A 22826-nucleotide genomic window follows, 5' to 3' on the forward strand; every position below is an offset into this window, starting at 1 on the left:
GTGCGGCCACAGATATGACCACACTTGCCGAGGCCGCAGTCGCGCGGCTCGACGGTGACGAACGCGTCATCGTCGAGACCGCCGCGGCGTTCGCGGCCAAGAAACTGGCGCCGTATGCGCTGGAATGGGATGCGTCCAAACACTTCCCGGTTGCCGAGCTCCGCGAGGCGGCCGAACTGGGGATGGGTGCCATCTACTGTTCCGAGGATGCCGGGGGCAGCGGACTCCGTCGTCTCGACGGCGTGCGGATCTTCGAGCAGTTGGCCTACGCCGATCCGGCGGTCGCGTCGTTCCTGTCCATCCACAACATGTGCGCCTGGATGATCGACCACTACGGCACCGACGAGCAGCGCAACAAGTGGGTGCCGCGGCTGGCGACGATGGAGACCATCGCCAGCTACTGCCTGACCGAACCCGGAGCCGGGTCGGATGCGGCGGCGCTCGCCACCCGCGCCGAACGTCAGGGTGACGAGTACGTCCTCACCGGCGTCAAGCAGTTCATCTCCGGTGCCGGGTCGTCGGACCTGTACGTGGTGATGGCCCGCACCGGCGACGCCGGACCCAAGGGCATCTCCACCTTCCTGGTCGAGAAGGACACCCCGGGACTGAGTTTCGGTGCGCAGGAACACAAGATGGGCTGGCACGCGCAGCCCACCGCGCAGGTCATCCTCGACGAGGTGCGGGTCCCGGCGTCGAACCTTCTCGCCGAGACCGAGGGCATCGGGTTCGGCATCGCGATGAACGGCCTCAACGGCGGCCGGCTCAACATCGCGGCGTCGTCGCTCGGTGGCGCCCAGGCGGCCTTCGACAAGGCGGCCGCCTACGTCTCGAGTCGTCGTGCGTTCGGCAACTCGCTGCTCGACGAGCCGACCATCCGGTTCACGCTCGCCGACATGGCGACGTCGCTGCAGACCTCGCGGCTCATGCTGTGGCACGCGGCGACCGCTCTCGACGACAACTCCCCCGACAAGGTGGAGCAGTGTGCGATGGCCAAGCGATTCGTCACCGACAGCTGCTACGACGTCGCAGACAAGGCACTGCAGCTGCACGGCGGCTACGGGTATCTGTCCGAGTACGGAATCGAGAAAATCGTCCGCGACCTCCGTGTGCACCGCATCCTGGAAGGGACCAACGAGATCATGCGGGTCGTCCTCGGCCGTTCGATCGCGTCCCGCTACCGGGAGAGCTGACGCGAACTCGCGCCCAACGCAATGGTTTTCGCAGGCAAACACTTTAGGGAGCAATGACAATGACGACGATCGCTTTCCTCGGTCTCGGCAACATGGGTGGCCCGATGGCCGCCAATCTGGTCAAGGCCGGCCACACCGTCCGCGGGTTCGACCTGTCGCCCGAGGCGATCGAGACCGCCAAGTCCAACGGGATCGAGACGTTTCCCGCGGCCATCGAGGCGGTGTCCGGATCCGAGGTCGTGATCACCATGCTGCCCAACGGCGGCATCGTGAAGAAGGTCTACGACGAGGTCCTGCCGGCCGCCCAGACTGGTGCGCTCTTCATCGACTCGTCGACCATCTCGGTCGACGATGCGCGGGAGATCCACCGCCGGGCCGTCGACCACGGTTTCGCGCAGGTCGACGCCCCGGTGTCGGGTGGCGTCAAGGGGGCCACCGCGGGCACGCTGGCCTTCATGGTCGGCGGCGAGGACGAGGCCTTCTCCGCGGCGCGGGGAACCCTCGACCCGATGGCCGGCAAGATCATCCACTGCGGTGCGGCGGGTGCCGGCCAGGCGGCGAAGGTGTGCAACAACATGCTGCTCGCCGTCCAGCAGATCGCCGTCGGCGAGGCCTTTGTCCTGGCCCAGAAGCTGGGTCTCGACGAGCAGGCGCTCTACGACGTCGTGACCGGTGCCACCGGCAACTGCTGGGCCATCGAGACCAACTGCCCGGTCCCGGGCCCGGTCCCGACCTCGCCGGCGAACAACGACTTCAAGCCGGGGTTCGCCACCGCACTGATGAACAAGGACCTCGGTCTCGCGATGGACGCCGTCGCCAGCACCGGTGCCCGCGCCCCGCTCGGTTCCCACGCCGCTCAGCTGTACCGCGGCTTCGCCGAGCAGCACGGTGACCTCGACTTCAGCGCGATCATCACCTCGCTGCACTAGGTCGCAGCACCTGCTCTGGTTCTCTATGACGTTGTGCCCGGTTTACGGGCACAACGTCATACTGCTTTTCAGCTGGCGGCGCGCTGACGAGCGGCTCTGACCTCGTCCACGATCTCTGTCGGGCGTTCGACGAGGTCGGCCCAGGTGAAATTGAGGACGGTCCACCCGTTCGCGACCAGTAGGTTCCGCTTCAACCGGTCTCGCCGGAACGCGGCTGCGTCGCGGTGGAATGCGAAGCCGTCGATCTCCACCGCGACCTTCACGTGCGGGATCGCGAAGTCGATGATGTACCCGTAGGCGGGCATGTTCGCGATCCAGCCGGAGACGCCACCGGCCGACAGCAGGTTCGCGGTCAGTCTCTCGGCTTCCGACCTCGCGCCATCTCCCAGGAGCCGCAGATAGGACGCTGCGCTTGTCGCGCCATGGCGCCTCGGGTAGCGGGCGTGCGCCGCCTCGAGGCCTTCCACCGTGACTCGCTTGGTCAACAGGGCCGAGTCGAGGATGCTCATCCCGATGTCGAGCGACGCGTCGAGGACGGTCAGCGAGGGTGCTGTGGTCCGCAGCCCTTCGTGCACCGTGATGTCCGCGTCATCGAGAGGCCGGTATCGGGCCAGCGCCGTCGCCGACGACCGCCGGGCGGCGCCACGCGTCTTGGTGAACACGACGTGCTTGCGGGGCTCTGCATCGTGGAGACCCAGCCACCACGCGGCAGCAGCACCACCCAGTACCGCGTCGTTGTGCACCGACAGCACTGCGATCCGTGCCTGCGCCCGCGCCGACCGTGCGTGCCCGCTGACGAGGTAGACGCCTCGCGCCACGGCCTTCCATTCGCCGACGGCCACCTTGCGCTGGATCGATGAGGAGCTGACGCCGCACTCGCGTGCCTCCTGGGCCGAGAACACACCGTCTCGACGAACGGTCAGTTCGGTGATGTCCACGATGGATTGGACGCGAGCGGCGCCGAATCGGTTCCCGCGTTATGAGCCGCGGTGTTCCGTATGACGTTGAGCCCGGAAGCCGGGCACAACGTCATACACATCAGAAGTCGCCGTTGTGCTTCCGCAACGACTGGATGGCGCCGACGAGGCCGGCCATCTCGTCGTCGGTCATGCCCACGTCGGCGAAGACCTTCTCGTTGAGGGTCTTGGTGGCGTCTTCGACGGTGGAGCGGCCGAGGTCGGTGATCTCGACGAGGGTGGTGCGGCCGTCCGTCGGGTGTGGGACGCGGCGGACGAGGCCGCCTTCCTCGAGGCGACGGATCGCGTGGGTGACGCTGGTGACGTGGACCTGGAGGCGGTCGCTGGCCTTGGTGATCGGGAGCGCGCCCTGGCGAGAGAACGCCAGCAGTCGGAGGAGCTCGAACCGGGAGAAGCTCAGATCGAAGGGGCGCAACGTGGCCTCGACACGGGCCAGCAGGATCTGGTGGGCACGCATCACCGAGGTCACCGCGACCATGCCGTCGGCGACGTCGCCCCACCCGGCCTCGGTCCAGTTGTCCCGTGCCTCGGCGATGGGATCGAAGTCCATGCTGCGCCCTGCCATGAATCCACCCTAATCGGGTTGTCGCGTCACCGATCGACGGCGCGCCAGCCATCGCCGAGGCCGGCCCGACGGAGACCGGACGGGCTCGGGCGGGGCAGGAGCCGGCCGATGACGCCGCCGTGTCCCGTGACCGACGACCCTCACCGGGTGACCAAAGTCCCTCGGTGAGTGACAGATGGCCTCGGCGGCAACGTAACAATATGTTCGCCATGCCAGGGCAATTGCTTGACTCGGTGTCGTTTCCTGAAACGACAACCCCCGAATCGAGACCAACTGTGCTGATTTGGAATGAAGGTGTAGCTTCAATATCGAAATGATCACGGCGCCGTTAGCAGAATTCTCCATACCCTTTAGCTACGCAATCTAAAGAAATCGCCGATTCGAGCCCTATGGGCGATTTGTGGCAATTATCCAAGTCGGGTTGCCACTCGAAATCGATACCCCTGCAGGCAGATTCAGTACCATACCTGGTCGGATGTGAATCTGGATCCGAATCTGCTTCTGTCGCGCGCGATATGCAGAGGTGTCCGGGAAAAACACCCGGTCCGGAGAATGTCATCCGATCGGACCAATCGGCGGATGTCATCATTCCGAGACCTTTCTCTCCTGGGTCGTATGACCGATCTAGCTTCTCGGAAATCGTTGTGGCGGAAAGTTTCGCGAGAGTACGGTCAGTTCTTGTCGGCGGGGCCGACAACTATCCAGGGGGGCTGCATTGCCCATTCTCGCTTCAGGCGCGAGACGGGCAATTCGTGGTCTGACGATTCCGCCCGGGCTGTGCCCCCAGGCTCGGCGGGTGCAGTCGATGAGGACGCATGGGGAGGCCGCGTGACCATCTCAGAGAAGAACTTCGAGTCAACCTTCGACGATGACTCGGGTGCTCGGTCACGGGTCGGCACCTTGCCGCTGTCCGCGGCGCAGCGGGGCATCTGGTTCGCGCAGCACGTGGCGGGTGACCTGCCGATCTCGGTGGCGCAGTACGTGGAGATCGAAGGCGAACTCGACACCGACGTGCTGGAGGACGCCGCACGGACGACCGGAACAGAGTTCGGTTCCGGATACCTGCGGCTGATCGAGGTCGACGGCGAGCCGCGACAGTACGTCGACGAGGCGTACGGGGCCCCGGTGTACACCCTTGATCTGCGTGAAGAGCCCGACCCGGTCGGGACCGCGCATCGTCTGATGTCCGAGGACTATTCGCGGCCGCTGGATCTCCTCGTGGACCACCTCATGACGAGCGTCGTCTATCGGGTCGGGACGAACCACTACTTCTGGTATCTGCGTGCACACCACATCGCGCTCGACGGATTCGGTGCGGTCACGATGGTCCGGCGGATCACCGAGCGGTACAACGCCGGCATCCACGGTGAGGAGCCGCCACCCTGCAAGGCAAGCGATCTCGCCGACATCATCGAGCAGGACGCGTCCTATCCCGGGTCGACCCGCTACGAGAACGACCGGAAGTACTGGAGCGAACACCTCGAAGGTGCCCCGCCGGTGGTCAGTCTCGCCGGCCGGCTCGGTAAGCCCACGCTGCACCCGACCCTCGTGAGCACGCCGCTGCCGGAGGAGACCGCGCGTCTCCTCGACGACGCGTCGCACGACGGTGGGGTCACCCCGGTGATCGTCGCCGCCTTCGCCGTCTACCTCGCCCGGATGACCGGAAGTCCCGAGGTCCTCCTGAGCCTGCCGGTCTCGGGGCGGCATTCGGCAGTCCTGCGACGCTCCGGCGGCATGGTCGCGAACGTCGTGCCCCTGCGGGTCCCGGTCGCGGGCTGCACGCTCGACGAGGTCGTCACCGCCGTGAAGGGGGAGCTGCTGAGCGCACTCCGGCGGCAGCGCTACCGCCAAGAAGACATCTTCCGCGACATGGGGATCGCGCGCGACGAGGCGTCGTCGTTCGGTCCGGCCGTCAACCTGATGATGATCGACAGCGAGGTCGTGTTCGGCGACGTGGCGGGTCGCCTGCACGTGCTGACGTCCGGCCCGACCTCCGACCTCTTCGTCAACATCTATCCCGGTGCGGGTCACGACAGCACGCACATCGACTTCCAGGGCAATCCGAACGTCTACACGCCTGCCGAGCTCGCCGACCATCACCGTCGGTTCCTGATGTTCCTGCACGAGTTCCTCGAAGGCGCGTCGGACGACCAGGTGGGCCTGCTCGAGCTGCTCGACGAGCACGAGCGTGACGCGCTCCTGCCCGTGCGCGGTTCGGAAGGTGTTGCGCCGCGGCTTCTCCCGGACATCCTCGCCGAAAGTGTGGCCCGTCATGGCGACCGCGTCGCGATCGCGTCAGACGGTCGCCGGCTGACGTACCGGGAACTCGACGCCGTGTCGTCGCGGATGGCGCGCCGCCTGATCGACATGGGCTGCGGGCCGGACACGTCGGTCGCGATTCTTCTCAGACGGTCTGCCGAGTCCGTCGCCGCCGCGTGGGCGGTTGCGAAGTCCGGGGCTGCCATCGTTCAGGTGGACCCGGACTACCCACGCAAGCGTATCGAGCACATCGTCGCCGACAGCGGCGCCGAAGTGGCGATCACAGGCGACGAGTTCACCGACCGGCTCCCGGAGTCGATGCCCACGGTGCTCGTCGACGGCGAGGGCGGTCTCGGGGAGGGGGCCGCCCTCGCCCCGGACGAAGTGATCGGGGACCGCGACCGCATCCGTCCGCTGCGTGCGGACAACGTCGCGTACATCACCTACACCTCCGGATCGACCGGTGTGCCGAAGGGCGTCCAGGTCACGCACAACGGCCTCGCGAACCTCATCTCCGACCGATCCGAGGTCTACGGCCTGGACTCGGGATCACGGGTGTCCTATGCCCTTTCCCCGAGTTTCGACGCGTCGATGGAACAGCTGCTGACCTGCTTCGCGAACGGGTCCGCGTTGATCGTCGTGCCGCCGGACGTGATCGGCGGGGAGCGCCTCACCCGCCTGCTGGCCGACGAGGGTGTCACCCACCTGACGCTGACGCCGGCGATGCTGGCCACCGTCGAGCCGGAAGCCCTGACCGACCTGCGGGCCGTCATGGTCGGCGGCGACAAGACCGCGCCGCGCATCGTCGAACGCTGGACGCGGTGGGCGCGGATGATCAACGAGTACGGGCCGACCGAGGCGACCATCACCGCGGCGAGCAGTGTCATCGACCCGGCCGAGGACCTGACGGTCGGCCGTCCGGTGCGCGGTGCGTCGATGATGATCCTCGACCCCGCGCTGCAGCCGGTCCCGATGGGTACCGCAGGCGAGCTGTATCTGGCGGGGCCGGGTCTCGCGCGCGGTTACGCGAACCTGTTCGGCCAGACCGCGGGCCGGTTCGTCGCCAACCCCCACGGCGAGCCCGGCGAGCGGATGTACCGCACCGGCGATCTCGCCCGCTGGGTCGGCAGTCCGACCGCGCTGTCGCTGGAACTGTTGGGTCGCACCGACTTCCAGCTGAAGATCCGTGGCTACCGGATCGAGCCCGGCGAGATCGACGCGGCTCTCGTCGGCCACCCCGACGTAGAGGCGTCGATCACCGTGCCGGTTCGCAACAACGCCGGCGCGACGGTGCTCGCGTCGTACGTGTCGCCCGTCCGCGACCATCGGATCGATGTCTCCGAGCTGAGTCGGTTCGCCCGCGAATCGCTTCCGCCGCACATGGTCCCGGCGGTGATCACCACGCTCGACGCGTTGCCGCTCAACGCGTTCGGCAAGGTCGACCGGAAGGCACTGCCCGCTCCGGTCTTCGCGGCCGCCCGCACCGGACGGCCACCGTCGACGCCCGGGGAATACCGGCTGGCACAGCTGTTCGCCGAGGTCCTCGGTGTCGACGAGGTCGGTGCCGACGACAGCTTCTTCGTCCTCGGCGGCGACAGCATCTCCTCGATCGAACTCGTGGGCCGGGCCAAGGCCGCCGGGCTGGCGTTCTCGACCCAGGACGTGTTCGAGTGCAAGACCGTCGCGGCTCTCGCGGTACGGGCGACCGACGCGTCGGCCGACGACACCCTCCGGGAACTCCCCGGCGCAGGCGTGGGTTCGTTCCCGCTGGCGCCGATCATGCACGCGATGCTCGAGCGGGGACACATCGACCGTTTCGCACAGGCCGCGCTCATCGAGCTCCCCGACGATCTCCGGCGACCCGACCTCGTGCGCGCTCTCGGCGCTCTCGTCGACCGCCACGACATCTTGCGCGCGGTCCTGCGCGACCACGCCGGCGAGGGGTTCGTCGAGGTCCGGGAGCACGGGTCGGTCGACGTCGAGGAGACGCTGACCGAGGTGTGGCTGGAGCGTCGCGACGCCGACGAGATCGACCGGGAACTACAAGCGGCCGCCGATCTGCTGGACCCGCGCGCCGGGTTGCTGACGCGATTCGTCTGGCTGCGCGACCGCGACGGCTCGAAGCCGGACCTGCTGTGGCTGGTCATCCACCACCTCGCTGTCGACGGCGTGTCGTGGCGCATCCTGCTGAGCGACCTCGCGGTCGCCCACGGTCAGATCGCCGCGGGCGGCGACCCGCAGCTCAGCACGCCGACGACCTCCGTGCGCCGCTGGGTCCACGGCCTGGTCGAGAGGTCCTCGGGCCGTACCGCCGCCGAGCTCGATCTCTGGTCGGACACCCTCGCGGCCGGCGACCGCCCACTCGGCGCACGCGCGCTCGACCCCGACCGGGACATCACCGCCTCGGCGGGACGCGTGCGGATGCGCATTCCGGCCGACGTCACCGAGACGATCGTGACGTCCATCCCCGGCCGGTTCCACGGCAGCCCCAACGACCCGCTGCTCGCGGCGCTGGGACTCGCGCTCGCGCGCTGGCGGTCGCTGCACGGCGAGGCGCCGGGCGGCGAGCTGATCGCACTCGAGGGGCACGGCCGTGAGGAGTCGGCTGTTCCCGGCGCCGATCTGACGGCGACGGTCGGCTGGTTCACCTCACGGTTCCCGGTCCGGATCGACCTCGACGACATCGACCTCGACGACGCCTTCGCCGGCGGGGCAGCCGCCGGTACGGCGATCAAGCGGGTCAAGGAGTTCCTGCGCGCGGTGCCCGACAACGGCATCGGTTACGGAATGGTCCGGCACCTGGATCCGGTCGGCTGCAACGAACTCCAGAACCGGCCCGAACCACAGATCAGCTTCAACTACCTGGGCCGCGCGGGCACCCGCGACGTCTTCGGGCCGTGGACGCCGTCGCGTGAATTCGACGCGCTGGCCGGCACCGCCGACCCGTGGATGGCCCTCCCGGCGATCCTGGACATCAACGCGATCGCCGAGCCGGGTTCGGACGGCCTCGAACTCGACGCGGTGTGGGAGTTCGCCTCGCTGGTGCTCGACCGCGCCGCGGTCGAAGAACTGTCGCAGTTGTGGGTGCAGGCACTCGAGGCACTCGCCCGCCATGCCCGGGCCGACGACGCCGGCGGGTACACCCCGTCGGACTTCCCGCTCGTCGAGACCACGCAAAACGAGATCGACGGCTGGCTGCGCGATCACCCCTCGATGGTCGACGTCTGGCCGCTGACGGCACTGCAGGCCGGGCTCCTGTTCCACGCCACCTACGACGGTATCGACACCAACGCCGCCGGCGGTGTCAGCGGCGCGGACGGCTACGTCGTGCAGGCCGAACTGACCCTCGGCGGATCGCTGCGGCCGGAGCGGATGCGGCGCGCCGCACAGGCGCTCATCGACCGTCACGACAGCCTGCGCGTCGCCTTCGTCGAGACCGCCGCCGGTCCGCGCCAGCTCCTGCTGCATGACGTGGCCGTCGACTGGACGGACTCCGACCTCACCGGCATCGCCGATCCCGGGGAGCGGCACCGCGAACTGCGTCGGCTGATCACCGAGTCGGCGACCCCCTTCGACCTGACACGGCCACCGCTGATGCGGTTCCACCTCATCCGGGTCGACGACGACGAGTTCATGCTCCTGCTGACCAATCACCACATCGTGCTCGACGGCTGGTCGATGCCGCTGGTCGTCCAGGAGTTGCTGGCGCTCTACATCACCGACTCGACGGACGGCGCCGCGGTCGGGCTGCCCACACCGCGGTCCTTCCGGGACTACCTGCAGTGGCTGGATTCCCAGGATCACGCGGCGACGGTCGAGGCCTGGGAGGAGATGCTGGCCGACATCGAGAGCCCGACGCGACTGACCGGCAATCCGGAGCGGGTCGCCACCGCCGAGGTCGCACAGGTCGACCTCGACCTCGATGCCGCAACCACCGACGCGGTGCTCGGACTCGGTCGCGCCCACGGCGTCACCCCCAACACCGCCATCCAGGTGGCCTGGGCGCTGCTGCTCTCCGCCATGACCGGTCGGTCGGACGTGGTGTTCGGCAACACGGTCTCCGATCGTCCGGCCCACATCGCGGGGATCGAGCGGATGATCGGCCTGTTCATCAACACCCTGCCGGTGCGGGTCCGGCTCGATCCCGACGAGACCGTCACCGAGCTGCTCACGCGGGCGCAGGCCGAACAGGCCGCCATGCTCGATCACCGCAACATCGGCCTCGCCGAGCTCCAGCGGGCCGCGGGGATGGCCGACATCTTCGACACCGCCACGGTTCTGGAGTCCTATCCCATCGACGCCGAGGGAGTGGCGGGTGCGCTCGCGGATGCCGGGCTGCAGTGGAAGGGCGTCGTCGCTCACGATGCGACGCCGTATCCGGTCAGCCTCCAGGTCACGCCGCCGCGGCCGTCGCGGGCCGGAAGCGAGCCGGGGCAGTACGAGCTGATCCTGAAGTACGCCTCCGATCGTCTCGACGCGCAGTCCGCAGGGCTGTTGCTCGAGCGCTTCGTGATGCTGCTGGGTCAGATCGCGGCGGACCCGGGCCGGAAGGTCGCGACGGTCTCCCCGTGCTGGGACACCGAATGGGCGGAGTTGGCCCGCGTCGAGGGGCCGCCGGCCATGACACCGCGGACGCTCCGGGGCATCCTGTCCGATACCGCACGCCGGTATCCGGACGCCCCGGCCGTGCGGTCGGGCGGCGACACCCTGACATTCCGTGAACTCGACGAACGGGCCGATCGCGTCGCCTGCGAGCTCGTTCGCCGTGGCGCCGGCCCCGAGCGATTCGTCGCGCTGGCGCTCCCGCGGTCGGTCGAGTTGATCGTTGCCATGTGGGCGGTGGCCAAGTCGGGCGCGGCCTTCGTCGCCCTCGATCCCGGCAACCCCGCCTACCGCCTGGCCGAGTTGCTGGCCGATTCTCACTGCACGCTCGGCATCACGGTCGAGGAGGTCACGAAGAACCTCCCGGATTCCGTGGACTGGCTCGTCCTCGACGCCGCCGGCCGGTCGGATGACGAAGGGGCGAAGGCGGAGTGGTCGACGACCCCGGTGGAGGCCGACAGCAGTGCGTACCTGATCTTCACCTCCGGGTCGACCGGGCGGCCGAAGGCGGTCCACATCGCCCATCGGGGGCTGCGGGACCGGGTCACCGCACTCGGCGACTATTTCGGTGTACTGCCAGGTTCGGCAGTCCTGCAGGTGGCCTCCCCGGGTTTCGACGCCTGCGTCTCCGAGGTCCTGCTCGCCCATGGCAACGGGGCCTGCCTGGTGGTGGCGCCCCAGGATGTCTACGGCGGCGTCGATCTCGAGGAACTGGTTCGGGCCGAACAGATCTCGCACGCGATCATCACGCCGACCGCCCTCAACACGATGGACCCCGCACGGGTGCCGTCGCTGGCGACGATCGCGGTGGTCGGCGAGGCCACCGGCGCGGACATCGTGAACCGCTGGGCACCCGGCCGCCGGTTGATGAACCATTACGGACCCACCGAGACCACCATCTGGGCCACCGCGGCCGACGATCTGCAGCCCGGGGAGCCGGTGACCATCGGCGAACCGGTCCGCGGAGTGTCCGCGGTGGTGCTCGACGCGTGGCTGCGTCCGGTTCCGGTCGGCGTGGCCGGCGAACTGTACCTGGGCGGACCGGGTCTGGCCCGCGGGTACTTCGGCCGCCCCGGCCTCACCGCATCCCGGTTCGTCGCCGATCCGCGGTCGGCGACCGGCAAACGCATCTACCGCACCGGTGACCAGGTGCGGTGGATCCACGGACGCGACGGACTCGAACTGGACTACCTGGGGCGCAACGACCAGCAGGTCAAGATCCACGGACTGCGAATCGAGACCGGGGACATCGACGCCCACCTCGCACGGCACGACGCTGTGGCGCAGGCCGTCACCCTGGTCCAGCCAGGACCGACCGGCCAGCCGGTCATCGTGTCCTATGTCGTCGGCACCCCGGGGGAGCAGCTCGACGTCACCGCGCTACGAGCCGATCTCGCGGAATCGCTGCCGCGCTACATGGTCCCGACCGCCATTCTCGAGCTGCCGGCGATGCCGGTGACCCGCACCGGCAAGGTCGACCGGAAGGCTCTCCCCGCGTGGGACTTCCGCGCCGAGAGTGCCGGCGGCCGAGCGCCGTCGACACCCACCGAGGAGCTCATCGCACGACTCTTCGCCGAGGCACTGAACCTCGAGACGGTGACCGCCGACGACAACTTCTTCGCCCTCGGCGGCGACTCCATCGTCTCGATGCAACTGGTGGCCCTGGCCAAGTCGGCCGGACTGGACATCACCGGCCGCCAGGTCTTCGAGGCCAAGACGGTCGCCGCTCTGGCAGCGCTCGTCGATCCGGGCAGCGTCGGACACGACGACGCTGCCCGGCCGGTCGCCGTGGTGGAAACCGGTTCCGACGATCACGAGGCGCTCTCCGCCGATGACTTCGCCGACGTCTGCGACTCCGACGCGGAGAACCTCCGTCATCGGTACCCGGGGCTGTCGGAGATCTGGCCGCTGTCCCCGACCCAGTCCGGCATCCACTTCCACTCCACGCTCGATCCCGACGCGGCGGACAACTACACCGTGCAGTCGACGATCAGGTTGTCCGGCCATCTCGACGGAGCACGGTTGCGTCGGGCCGCGCAGGCACTGGTCGACCGGCACGACATCCTGCGTGCAGGTTTCGTCGAGACCTCCCGCGGCCCACGCCAGGTCGTGGTCGGCCACGCCGAGGTCGCCTTCCGCGAGATCGACCTGTCCGACCGGTCCCGCGAGAGTGCGCAGGCGGACGCCGAGCGAATCGCCGCGGAAGACGCGGATGCAGGCTTCGACCTGAGCATCCCGTCGCTCATCCGGTTCACCCTCATCCGTCTCGACGCCGAGGCGTTCGAACTGCACATCACCAATCACCACGTGATCCTCGACGGCTGGTCGATGCCGCTGCTCATCGGCGAACTCCTCGAGTTCTACGGCGAGCCGGAGCGGATCGAGCACGCCGGGTCCGCGCCCTCGTACCGCGACTACCTGCGCTGGCTGGCCCGGCAGGACCACGAGGCGTCCATCGCCGCATGGACTCGGGCCTACGCCGACGTCGAGGGAGCCACCCGCGTCAGCCGGCGCGACCCGGCGATGTCGGGTGATCTGGCCGGCGAGGTCGGCGCGGAGCTGCCCGCCCAGGAGTTCCTGCGGTTGCGTTCCGTGGCAGCCGATTCCGCGGTGACCGTCGGCACCGCGGTGTCGACGGCGTGGGCACTCGTCCTGCGTGTGCTGACCGGCGAGACCGACGTGATCCTCGGCTCGGCCGTCGCCGGACGACCGCCGGAACTGCCGGGCGTCGAGCAGGCCCTCGGCATGTTCCTGAACACCGTCCCGGTCCGGGTCCGGCTCGATCCCGCGGCGTCGTTGCGCGACCTGCTGGTCGGTGCCCAGGACAGCAACGCCGAACTGCTCGACCATCACTACGTGGGACTCCCGGCCATCCACCGGGCGGTGGGGCTCTCGGAGATGTTCGACACCGCGCTCGCCTTCCAGTCCTTCCCGCTTCGCGAGTCGACCCTGCAGGAGCTCGTGTCCTCGGCGGGACTCCGCGTCGACGGGATCACCGGCGTCGATGCCACCCCGTATCCGCTGAGTCTCGTCGTCGCACCGAAGAACGATGTGGGAGAGGGGGAGCCGGGTCTGTCGATCACGTTGCGCTTCCGCCGCAGCGACTACGACCCCACCCGGGCGCGGGAGATCCTCGACCTCTTCGTCGAGTGCCTGGCCCGGATCGCCGACGACCCGGACACCCGCCTGGGTGTGCTCGCGCACGGCGGTGGCGAACTGGATCTGCCTGCGTCACCGCGGAATCTCCGGCCGGCGACGCTGCCCGACATCCTCGCCGCATCCGTTGCCCGCCAACCGAACGCCATCGCGGTGACGTGTGGCGCGTCGGTGTCGTACCGCTGGCTCGACGAGCGGTCGAACCGAATGGCCAGACTCCTCCTGCGCCGGGGAGTCGGATCACAAGATGTGGTCGCCAGTGTGTTGCCGAGATCGCTCGACGCGGTCGTCGCCATCTGGGCGGTGGCCAAGACGGGCGCGGCATTCCTGCCGGTGGACCCGACCCTGCCTGCTGAACGGATCGGATACCTGCTCTCCGATGCCGATGTCAGGCTGGGTCTCACGCACGCCGGGACCGCTACCCTGGACGGTCCCGGCGTGCCCCCCGGCATCGAGTGGCTCGAACTCGACGACGAACGGCACCCGTGCCTGCTCGACGCCGAATCGGACGCACCGATCACCGACGCCGAGCGCGGTGGTCCGATCCGGATCGGTCAGACGGCCTACGTGATCTACACCTCCGGTTCGACCGGGATGCCGAAGGGTGTGCTGATCAGCCACCGCGGTCTCGCCCGGCTCGTCGAGGCGCAGCACCGCGTCCTGTTCGCCGACGACACCGCGAGTGTTCTCCAGGTGGCCTCGCCGAGCTTCGATGCCTCGGTGTTCGAGCTGCTGATGGCCCACGGTGCCGGTGGACGCCTGGTGGTCTCACCACCCGACGTGTACGGCGGCCCCGAGCTGGCCGAACTGATCCGCCGCGAACACGTGACGCACGCGGTGGTGACGCCGTCGGCTCTGTCGACCGTGCCCGAGGCGGATCTCGACACGCTGCGCGTGCTCGCACCCGCCGGTGAGGCGGTCGGCCCGGAGCTGGTCGCCCGGTGGGCGCCGGGACGCAAGATGATCAACATCTACGGTCCCACCGAGATCACCATCTGGGCCACGGCGAGCGAACCGCTCGATACGCACGGCCCGGTGACCATCGGCCGCGCGATCGGACCGGTCGCCGGTGCCGTGCTCGACACGTGGCTGCGCCCGGTACCCCAGGGTGTCGTCGGCGAGCTCTACCTCTTCGGGCCCGGACTGGCCGACGGCTACGTCGGGAAGCCGACGACGACTGCGGCCAGGTTCGTCGCCTGCCCGTTCGGTGACACCGGCGAGCGGATGTACCGCACCGGCGACCTGGTCCGGCGAACCGTCGACGATCAGCTGGAGTACCTGGGACGCAACGATTTCCAGGTCAAGATCCGCGGCACCCGGATCGAGATCGGCGAGATCGACGCGGCTCTCGGCGGCCGGTCCGACGTCGCCTACGCGGTCACCGTCGCCCGCAGCGACAACGGGATGCCGCAGATGCTGGTGTCCTACGTGGTGGCCGCGCCGGACGAGGAACTGTCCGGCGACGAACTGCGGGATTTCCTGTCGCAGAGTCTGCCGGCGTACATGGTCCCGGCCGCGGTCGTCGTACTCGATGAGGTCCCGCGGACCCCGACCGGCAAGCTGGACCGGGGTCGGCTGCCCGAACCCGTGTTCGCGGCAACCGAATTCCGGGCACCGTCGAATCCCGCGGAGTCCGCGGTGGCCACCGCCTTCGAAGAGGTGCTGGAGATCGACCGGGTCGGTGCCGACGACGACTTCTTCGCCCTCGGCGGCGATTCGCTGAGCGCGTCGGTGGTGGCGGCGCGGGTGGGTGCGGCGCTGGGAGTCCGTGTCCCGGTGCGTACCCTGTTCGAGGCCCCCACCGTGTCGGCCCTGGCCGCCCTGGCCGGATCGCTGCAGGAAGGGCAGCGTGCCCCGCTGATCCCCGGTCCGCGACCGGAGCGGATTCCGCTGTCGCTCGCACAGCAGCGCATGTGGTTCCTCAACCGCATGGAGCCGGAGTCGCCCGCCTACAACATCCCGGTGCTGCTGAAGCTGACCGGACGCCTCGACATCGCAGCACTCGAGGACGCGCTCGCCGACGTGATCGGCCGCCACGAGGTGTTGCGGACGATCTACCCCGACGACGCCGGTGAACCGCACCAGGTGGTGTTGGACCACGTCGCGGCCGCCGTCGAGGTGCGGTACGTGCCCGAGAGTGCGGTCGAAGAAGTGGTGACCGAGTTCGTGCGTCGCGGCTTCGACGTGACCACCAGGGTGCCGATCCGGGTGGGCCTCCTGCGTATCGACGAGCCCGGCAAGGCTGTCGGAGGCCGGTTGCACCAGGCCGGAGGGTTCCTGCTGGTCCTCGTCGTCCACCACATCGCGGGTGACGGGCAGTCCATGGCGCCGCTGGCACGAGATGTCATGGTCGCCTACGCGGCCCGGCTCGAAGGCCAGGAACCCGCCTGGGAACCGCTCGAGGTCCAGTACGCCGATTACGCGCTGTGGCAGCGGCGGGTCCTCGGGGAGCCCGACGATCCGCAGTCCCTCATGCACGCCCAGCTGGACTACTGGCGGTCGACGCTGGCGGAGATCCCGGATGTGCTGGATCTGCCCACCGACCGTCCGCGGCCCGCGGTCGCGAGCCTGTCCGGCGGTCACGTCCCGGTGGAGATCGACGCGCGACTGCACAACCGCCTCGTGGAACTCGCACGGTCGCGGAACGCGTCTTTGTTCATGGTCCTGCACGCCGCGCTCGCAACGCTTCTCGGCCGCTTGAGTGGTGGTGACGACATCGTCATCGGCACCCCGGTCGCCGGTCGTGGTGAGCCCGGACTCGAACCGCTGGTCGGGATGTTCGTGAACACTCTCGCCCTCCGCACGCCGCTCGACCGTGACCAGTCCTTCGTCGATCTGCTGGGTCAGGTCAGGGACACCGACCTGCACGCCTACGAACACGGCGACGTCCCGTTCGAGCGGATCGTCGAAGAGCTGAATCCGCAGCGCTCGACGGCGCACCATCCGCTGTTCCAGGTGGCGCTGGCCTTCCAGAACCTCTCGAAGGTCGACGTCGCGCTACCCGAGGTGACCGTGTCCCGCGCGCAGGCCGACACCGGTGTCTGCCAGTTCGACCTGCAACTCGTGGTCGCCGACTCCTACGGCGAGAACGGTGCCGCCAAGGGCATCTCCGGCGCGATGATGTTCGCGAACGACCTCTTCGACCCCGAGACGGTCCAGGGCTTCGTCAAGCGACTGTGCCGGGTGCTGGAAGCGATCGTCGACGATCCGGACGCCCCCGTCGGCGAGATCGACTGGCTCGACGCCGCGGAACGTACCGACCTGCTGTCCCGCGTCGGCCGCCCGCGGCTCGCCGCCGAGGGACCGCCGCCGGTGCTCCTGCCGGAGGTCTTCGCCGCCGCCGTCCGCCGCAACCCGCGCGGTCCCGCGATCGTTGCCGGCGGATTCGAGTTGACCTACACCGAACTCGACCGTCGCTCGAATCGCCTGGCGCGCCACCTCATCCGACTGGGTGCGGCGACGGAACGGCCGGTCGCCGTCGCGGTCGAGAGGTCCCTGGACTCCGTGGTCGCCTGGTGGGCCGTAATCAAGTCCGGTGCCGCCTACGTGCCGGTCGACCCGCACTACCCGACTGCCCGCATCGACCAGATGGTCACCGATTCCGGTGCGTCGCTGGGCATCACGATGCTCGGCGCACGCGCGGGACTCCCCGGGACCATCGACTGGGTCGTCGTCGACGATCCGGCCGACGCCGCGCGCATCGACGCGCTCGACGACGGCGAGGTCGGGCAGGCCGATCGCATCCGGCCGGTACGTGCGGAGAACACGGCCTGGGTCGTCTTCACCTCCGGATCGACCGGTGTGCCCAAGGGAGTCGCGGTCAGCCACGCCGGGGTCGCCGACTACCTGTCCTCGCTGTTCGTCGATCCCGAGAGCGGTCCCACCTCCCGGGTCCTGCATTTCGCGTCGCCGTCCTTCGACGCCTCCCTGCTCGAGATCCTGCTGTCGATCAGTTCGTCCTCGGCGCTCGTGGTGGCGCCCACCGACGTCCGCGGCGGCAACGAGCTCGGCGACTTCCTCCGCGATCAGCGCGTCACCCACGCGTTCGTGACGCCCGCCGCCCTGGCGTCGGTCGATCCCGAGGGCCTCGACGACCTGCGCGAGGTGATGTCCGGCGGCGACGAGGTGCCGACGGATCTGATCACCCGCTGGGTGGGCGACGATCCGGCCCGTGCCCGCCGGTTCCGCGTGCTGTACGGCCCCACCGAGACCACGATCGTCGCGACCGCGACCGAACCGCTGGACGCGGGGGAGCGTTCGACCATCGGCACGCCGTTGGCCGGGATGCAGGCACTGGTCCTGGATCCGCGGATGCAGCCCGTGCCGGTCGGCGTGGCCGGCGAGCTCTACCTGGCCGGTCCGGCACTGGCCCGGGGCTACCTGAACCGCCCCGGTGTCTCCGCGTCGCGGTACGTGGCCCATCCCTTCGGCGAGCCCGGCGACCGGATGTACCGTACCGGCGATGTCGTCCGCTGGAATGCGGAAGGATCGCTGGAGTTCCTGGGACGCAACGACTTCCAGGTGAAGATTCACGGCTTCCGGGTGGAGCTCGGCGAGATCGACTCGGCACTGGGTGAGCATCCCGGGGTGTCGTTCGCGGTCACGGTGCCGCGGCGCGACAGCGGGGTCGGCATGCGCCTGGTCTCCTACGTGGTGCCGGCTCCCGGTGAGGTCATCTCGGGGGAGAAGCTGCGTGCGCTTCTCCTGGACTCGCTGCCGCCCTACATGGTCCCGGCCGCGGTCATGGTCCTCGACGAGATCCCGCTGACGCCGAGCGGCAAGCTCGACCGCAAGGCTCTTCCCGCGCCGCTCATCACGACCCGTCGCTTCCGCGCCCCGGCATCCCCGGTGGAGGAGATCGTGGCCGGTGTCTTCGCCGACGTCCTCGGGATCGAGGGCGGCGTCGGTGCCGACGACGACTTCTTCGACCTCGGCGGCAACAGCCTCGCCGCCACCCGTGTCGTGTCGAGGATCGGCGCAGCGCTGGGTACCAACGTCCCGGTGTCGATGATCTTCGAGGCGTCGACCGTGTCGAAGCTGGCGGCTCGGGCCGAATCGCACACGGCCATCGGTCGGATCCCGCTGGGATCGCTGGACCGGCCGGAACGCATCCCGCTGTCGTATGCGCAGCAGCGGATGTGGTTCCTCAGCCGCATCGAACCCGAATCACCTGCGTACAGCATCCCGATCGTCGTCCGGCTGTCCGGGCACCTCGACGTCGACGCCCTGCAGGCGGCGATCGGCGACGTCGTCGACCGCCACGAGATCCTGCGCACGGTGTACCCGTACATGGATGCCGAGCCGACACAGGTGATCCTGCCGCCGGCCGCCGACCGCGTCCCGGTGGTCGTCACCTCGGTGCCCGAGTCGGAGATGCCGCGGGCGATGTCGAAGCTGCTGGCCCAGCCCTTCGACGTGACGTCGGAGGTCCCGGTACGGATCAGGCTGTTCTCGCTCGGCGACGACGAGTGGGTGCTCGCGGTGGTCATCCACCACATCGGCGCCGACGGTTCGTCGTTGACGCCGCTCGCCCGGGACCTGATGAACGCGTACGCGGCCCGCACCAACGGTGGCGAACCCGGCTGGGAACCGCTGCCGGTGCAGTATGCGGACTACGCGATCTGGCAGCGGGTGGTCCTCGGTGCCACCGACGACCCCGACTCGTTGCTCCGCGCGCAGATCGACTACTGGACAAAGCAACTGGCCGACGCGCCCGCCCTGCTGGAACTGCCTGCCGACCGCCCGCGACCGCCGGCGCAGTCCTACACCGGCGGCAATGTCCCGCTGACCGTGGACGCCGACCTGCACGCGGCGCTGCAACAGGTCGCCCGTGCCCACAACACGACGCTGTTCATGGTCGTCCACGCGGCGCTGGCCGCACTGCTGGCGCGGCTCGCGGCCACCGACGACGTGGCGATCGGCACCCCGTACGCCGGACGCGGTGAGCGCGAACTCGACGATCTGATCGGCATGTTCGTCAACACGCTGGTCCTCCGCACGCGGTTGCGCCAGGACATGACGTTGCGCGAGCTGATCGACGACGTGCGGGACACCGATCTGGCGGCCTTCGGGCACGCGGACGTCCCGTTCGAGCGACTGGTGCAGGAGCTCAACCCGGTCCGGTCGGACGCCTACAACCCGTTGTTCCAGGTGATGCTGGCGTTCCAGAACATCTCCTCGGCAGACATCGAACTGCCGGATCTGTCGGTGTCCGCCGTCGAACCCGACACCGGGATGTCGTTGTTCGACCTGCAGGTCACGGTGTCGGACACCTACGACGCGAGCGGCGCGCCGGCCGGACTCCGCGGCGGGATCACCTTCGCGACCGACCTGTTCGACGCATCGACGGTCGCCGGTTTCGGTGAACGCCTGGTGCGGATGCTCAGCGCGCTCGCTCAGGACCCGGCACGCCTGGTCCACGAAGTCGACCTGCTCGACGACGACGAACGCGATGCGGTCCTGGTGCGGTGCAACGAGACCGCTCACGCCATCGACCCCACCGCCACGCTGGCGTCGCTCTTCGCGGACTCGGCAACCCGATTCGCCGACAGCCCCGCGATCACGGCAGGCGACGTCACCCTCACCTACAGTGAATTCGCCGGTCGCGTCAACCGGTTGGCGAGGTGGCTCGTCTCCCGCGGGGTGGGTCCGGATTCGCTGGTGGCGCTGCGGATGCGGCGTTCGCTGGATCAGGTCACCGCGATGTACGCGGTGCACGCAGCCGGCGGCGTCTACGTGCCGGTCGACCCCGATCACCCGGCCGAGCGGATCGACTACATGCTCGAGTGCGCCGATCCGGTAGTGGTCCTCACCTCGCTCGACGGTGTCGATCTCGACGCCTTCGACGACGCGCCGCTGACCGACGCGGACCGGCTCGGCCCGCTGACCCCGGCGAATCTCGCCTACGTGCTGTTCACCTCCGGGTCCACCGGCAGGCCGAAGGGTGTTGCGGTGTCGCATCGTTCGGTGGTGAACCAGGTGCTCTGGATCAGCGATGAATACGACCTGAACGTCGCGGACGTCGTCCTCCAGAAGACCCCCGCCACCTTCGACGTCTCGGTGTGGGAGCTCTTCGCCACCCTCATGGTGGGAGCCCGCCTGGTGATCGCACGGTCGGACGGGCACACCGACCCCGACTACCTCGCCGGCACGATCGCCCGTGAGCGCGTGACCATCACCTCGTTCGTGCCGTCGATGCTCGCGGTGTTCGCCGACTCCGCGAGAACCGTTGCGCTGGAATCGCTGCGGGCGCTGCTCGTGGCGGGTGAGGCGTTGGGTCCGGACGTGGTGGCCGCGGCGCGGCGGATGCTGCCGGGAGTGGAACTGCACAACCTCTACGGTCCGACGGAATTCACGGTGCACGCCACCGCGTACGCCGCCCGTCCCGACGACACCGGCGCCGTACCGATGGGCAAGCCGGTGTGGAACGCCCGGGCCTACGTCCTCGATTCGCGGTTGCAGCCCGTGCCGATGGGCGTGACCGGCGACCTGTACCTGTCCGGGACCCAGGTGGCCCGCGGTTACCACGGCCGGCCCGGCCTGACCGCGGAACGGTTCGTGGCCGACCCGTTCGCACCGGGGGAGCGGATGTACCGCACCGGCGACCTCGTGCGTCGACGCCCGACCGGCGACCTGGAGTACCTGGGCCGCAGCGACTTCCAGGTCAAGCTGCGCGGTCTGCGCATCGAGCTCGGCGAGATCGAGGCGGTGTTCGCCGAACACCCGAAGGTCGCCCGCGCGGTCGCCACGGTCACCTCGACCGAGACCGTCGAGTTCCTCGCGGTCTATCTCGTGCCGGCAAACGGCGATGCAGAATCGCTCGACACCGACGAGGTGACGGCGTTCGCGTCGACGGAGTTGCCGGGTTACATGATGCCGACCGCGGTGCTGGTGCTGGAGACGGTGCCGCTGACCGCGTCGGGCAAGCTCGACCGCAAGCGACTGCCCACGCCGACGCTGAACACCGCGGAGTTCCGCGAACCGTCCACGTGGCTGGAAGGTGAGATCGTCCGCACCTTCGAACACGTCCTGGGCGTGCAGCGGGTGGGTGTCGACGACGACTTCTACGAACTCGGCGGCAACTCGCTGAGGTCGGTGCAGGTGGTCAACGACCTGAAGAGCGAACTGCACATGGACATCCCGGTCCGGTGGATGCTCTCCGCCTCGAGCCCGGCCGATCTGGCCCGGCGGATCGAGGACTGGATGGGCAACGGCGAAGGCGCCGACGCGTCGATGGAGTTCGATGCGCTGCCGCCGCTCGGGTTCGACGTCCTGCTGCCCATCCGGCCGGGTGGGGAGAAGCCGCCGCTGTTCTGCGTCCATCCCGCATCCGGTCTCTCGTGGGCTTACCACACCCTCGGCCGGCACCTCGCGTCCGGACGGCCGGTGTACGGTCTGCAGGCACCGCAGATCGGTGGCGAGAAAGACGGTCCCACAACGGTGTCCGGTCTCGCGCGTCGCTACTTCGACGAAATCCGGACGGTGCAACCGCACGGGCCGTACCACCTGATGGGGTGGTCGCTGGGCGGCACCATCGCGCACGCCGTGGCCGCCGAGATGCGGGCCGCCGGCGAAGAGGTCGCGCTGCTCGCGATGCTCGACACCGAGGCCGACGCCGTCGACACCGACGCGATCCAGACGATCACGGCCGGTGAACTGATCAGCAACCTCGGCCCGGTTCTCGGCATCGACTTCGTCAGTGCCGACGCGACCGCGGAAGAGGCGGCCGAACAGATCGCCGAGCGTCTCGGGAGCGGCCTCGGCATCGACGCCGAATCCATCGAGAACCTCACCGAGACATACAACATGCTGCTCCGGGCACTGGGTGACTGGCGGCCACCGGCCGTCGACGTCGACCTGCGGTACTTCACCGCGGTTCGCGATCGGCGCGCTGATGCGGTGGGTCACGACGGGTGGGCGCCCTACGTCCGCGGCGACATCTCGAATGTCGACGTCGACGTGCACCACCTCGGGATGACCGAGAACGAGGCGATCATCGCGATCGCAGGGATTCTCGACGAATACATGACTCGCGCAAACGGTCACGAAGCCGGCCGTTCCGGGTCTAGCGTTTTCAACAATGGGAGATTCACCATCGAAGAAATGAGGTAGTCCATGAGCAGGTCAAGGACTTCGACCGAGCTACGCC

5 protein-coding genes are annotated in these 22826 nt (G+C 68.8%); 3 read left to right on the top strand and 2 right to left on the bottom strand.

Annotated features, from left to right (window positions below; translation table 11 throughout):
* Positions 1-14 precede the first annotated feature (14 nt).
* Together C5O27_RS08455 and mmsB are read left to right on the top strand one after the other, a co-directional pair.
* The gene (locus tag C5O27_RS08455; RefSeq protein ID WP_006358644.1) at positions 15-1190 is read left to right on the top strand and encodes an acyl-CoA dehydrogenase family protein; all 1176 of its coding nucleotides are present in this window, start codon (positions 15-17) and stop codon (positions 1188-1190) included.
* Between the two features lie 59 nt (positions 1191-1249).
* Positions 1250-2119 carry a 3-hydroxyisobutyrate dehydrogenase gene (gene mmsB / locus C5O27_RS08460; RefSeq protein ID WP_006358643.1) on the top strand — a complete coding sequence of 290 codons (870 nt, stop codon included), beginning with the start codon at positions 1250-1252 and terminating at the stop codon, positions 2117-2119.
* Positions 2120-2187: 68 nt separating this feature from the next.
* Here mmsB and C5O27_RS08465 read toward each other — a convergent pair whose 3' ends face one another.
* Together C5O27_RS08465 and C5O27_RS08470 are read right to left on the bottom strand one after the other, a co-directional pair.
* Positions 2188-3057, bottom strand: a complete 870-nt coding sequence (locus C5O27_RS08465; RefSeq protein WP_127962468.1) for a type IV toxin-antitoxin system AbiEi family antitoxin domain-containing protein — start codon at positions 3055-3057, stop codon at positions 2188-2190.
* Between the two features lie 100 nt (positions 3058-3157).
* Positions 3158-3661, bottom strand: a complete 504-nt coding sequence (locus C5O27_RS08470; protein ID WP_005201490.1) for a MarR family transcriptional regulator — start codon at positions 3659-3661, stop codon at positions 3158-3160.
* Between the two features lie 828 nt (positions 3662-4489).
* Here C5O27_RS08470 and C5O27_RS08475 point away from each other — a divergent pair.
* Positions 4490-22789, top strand: coding sequence for an amino acid adenylation domain-containing protein (locus C5O27_RS08475; protein WP_127962469.1), 18300 nt, complete (start codon positions 4490-4492; stop codon positions 22787-22789).
* Positions 22790-22826 lie beyond the last annotated feature (37 nt).

The sequence above is a fragment of the Gordonia alkanivorans genome, from assembly GCF_004011905.1.
Classification (GTDB): Bacteria; Actinomycetota; Actinomycetes; order Mycobacteriales; family Mycobacteriaceae; genus Gordonia; species Gordonia alkanivorans.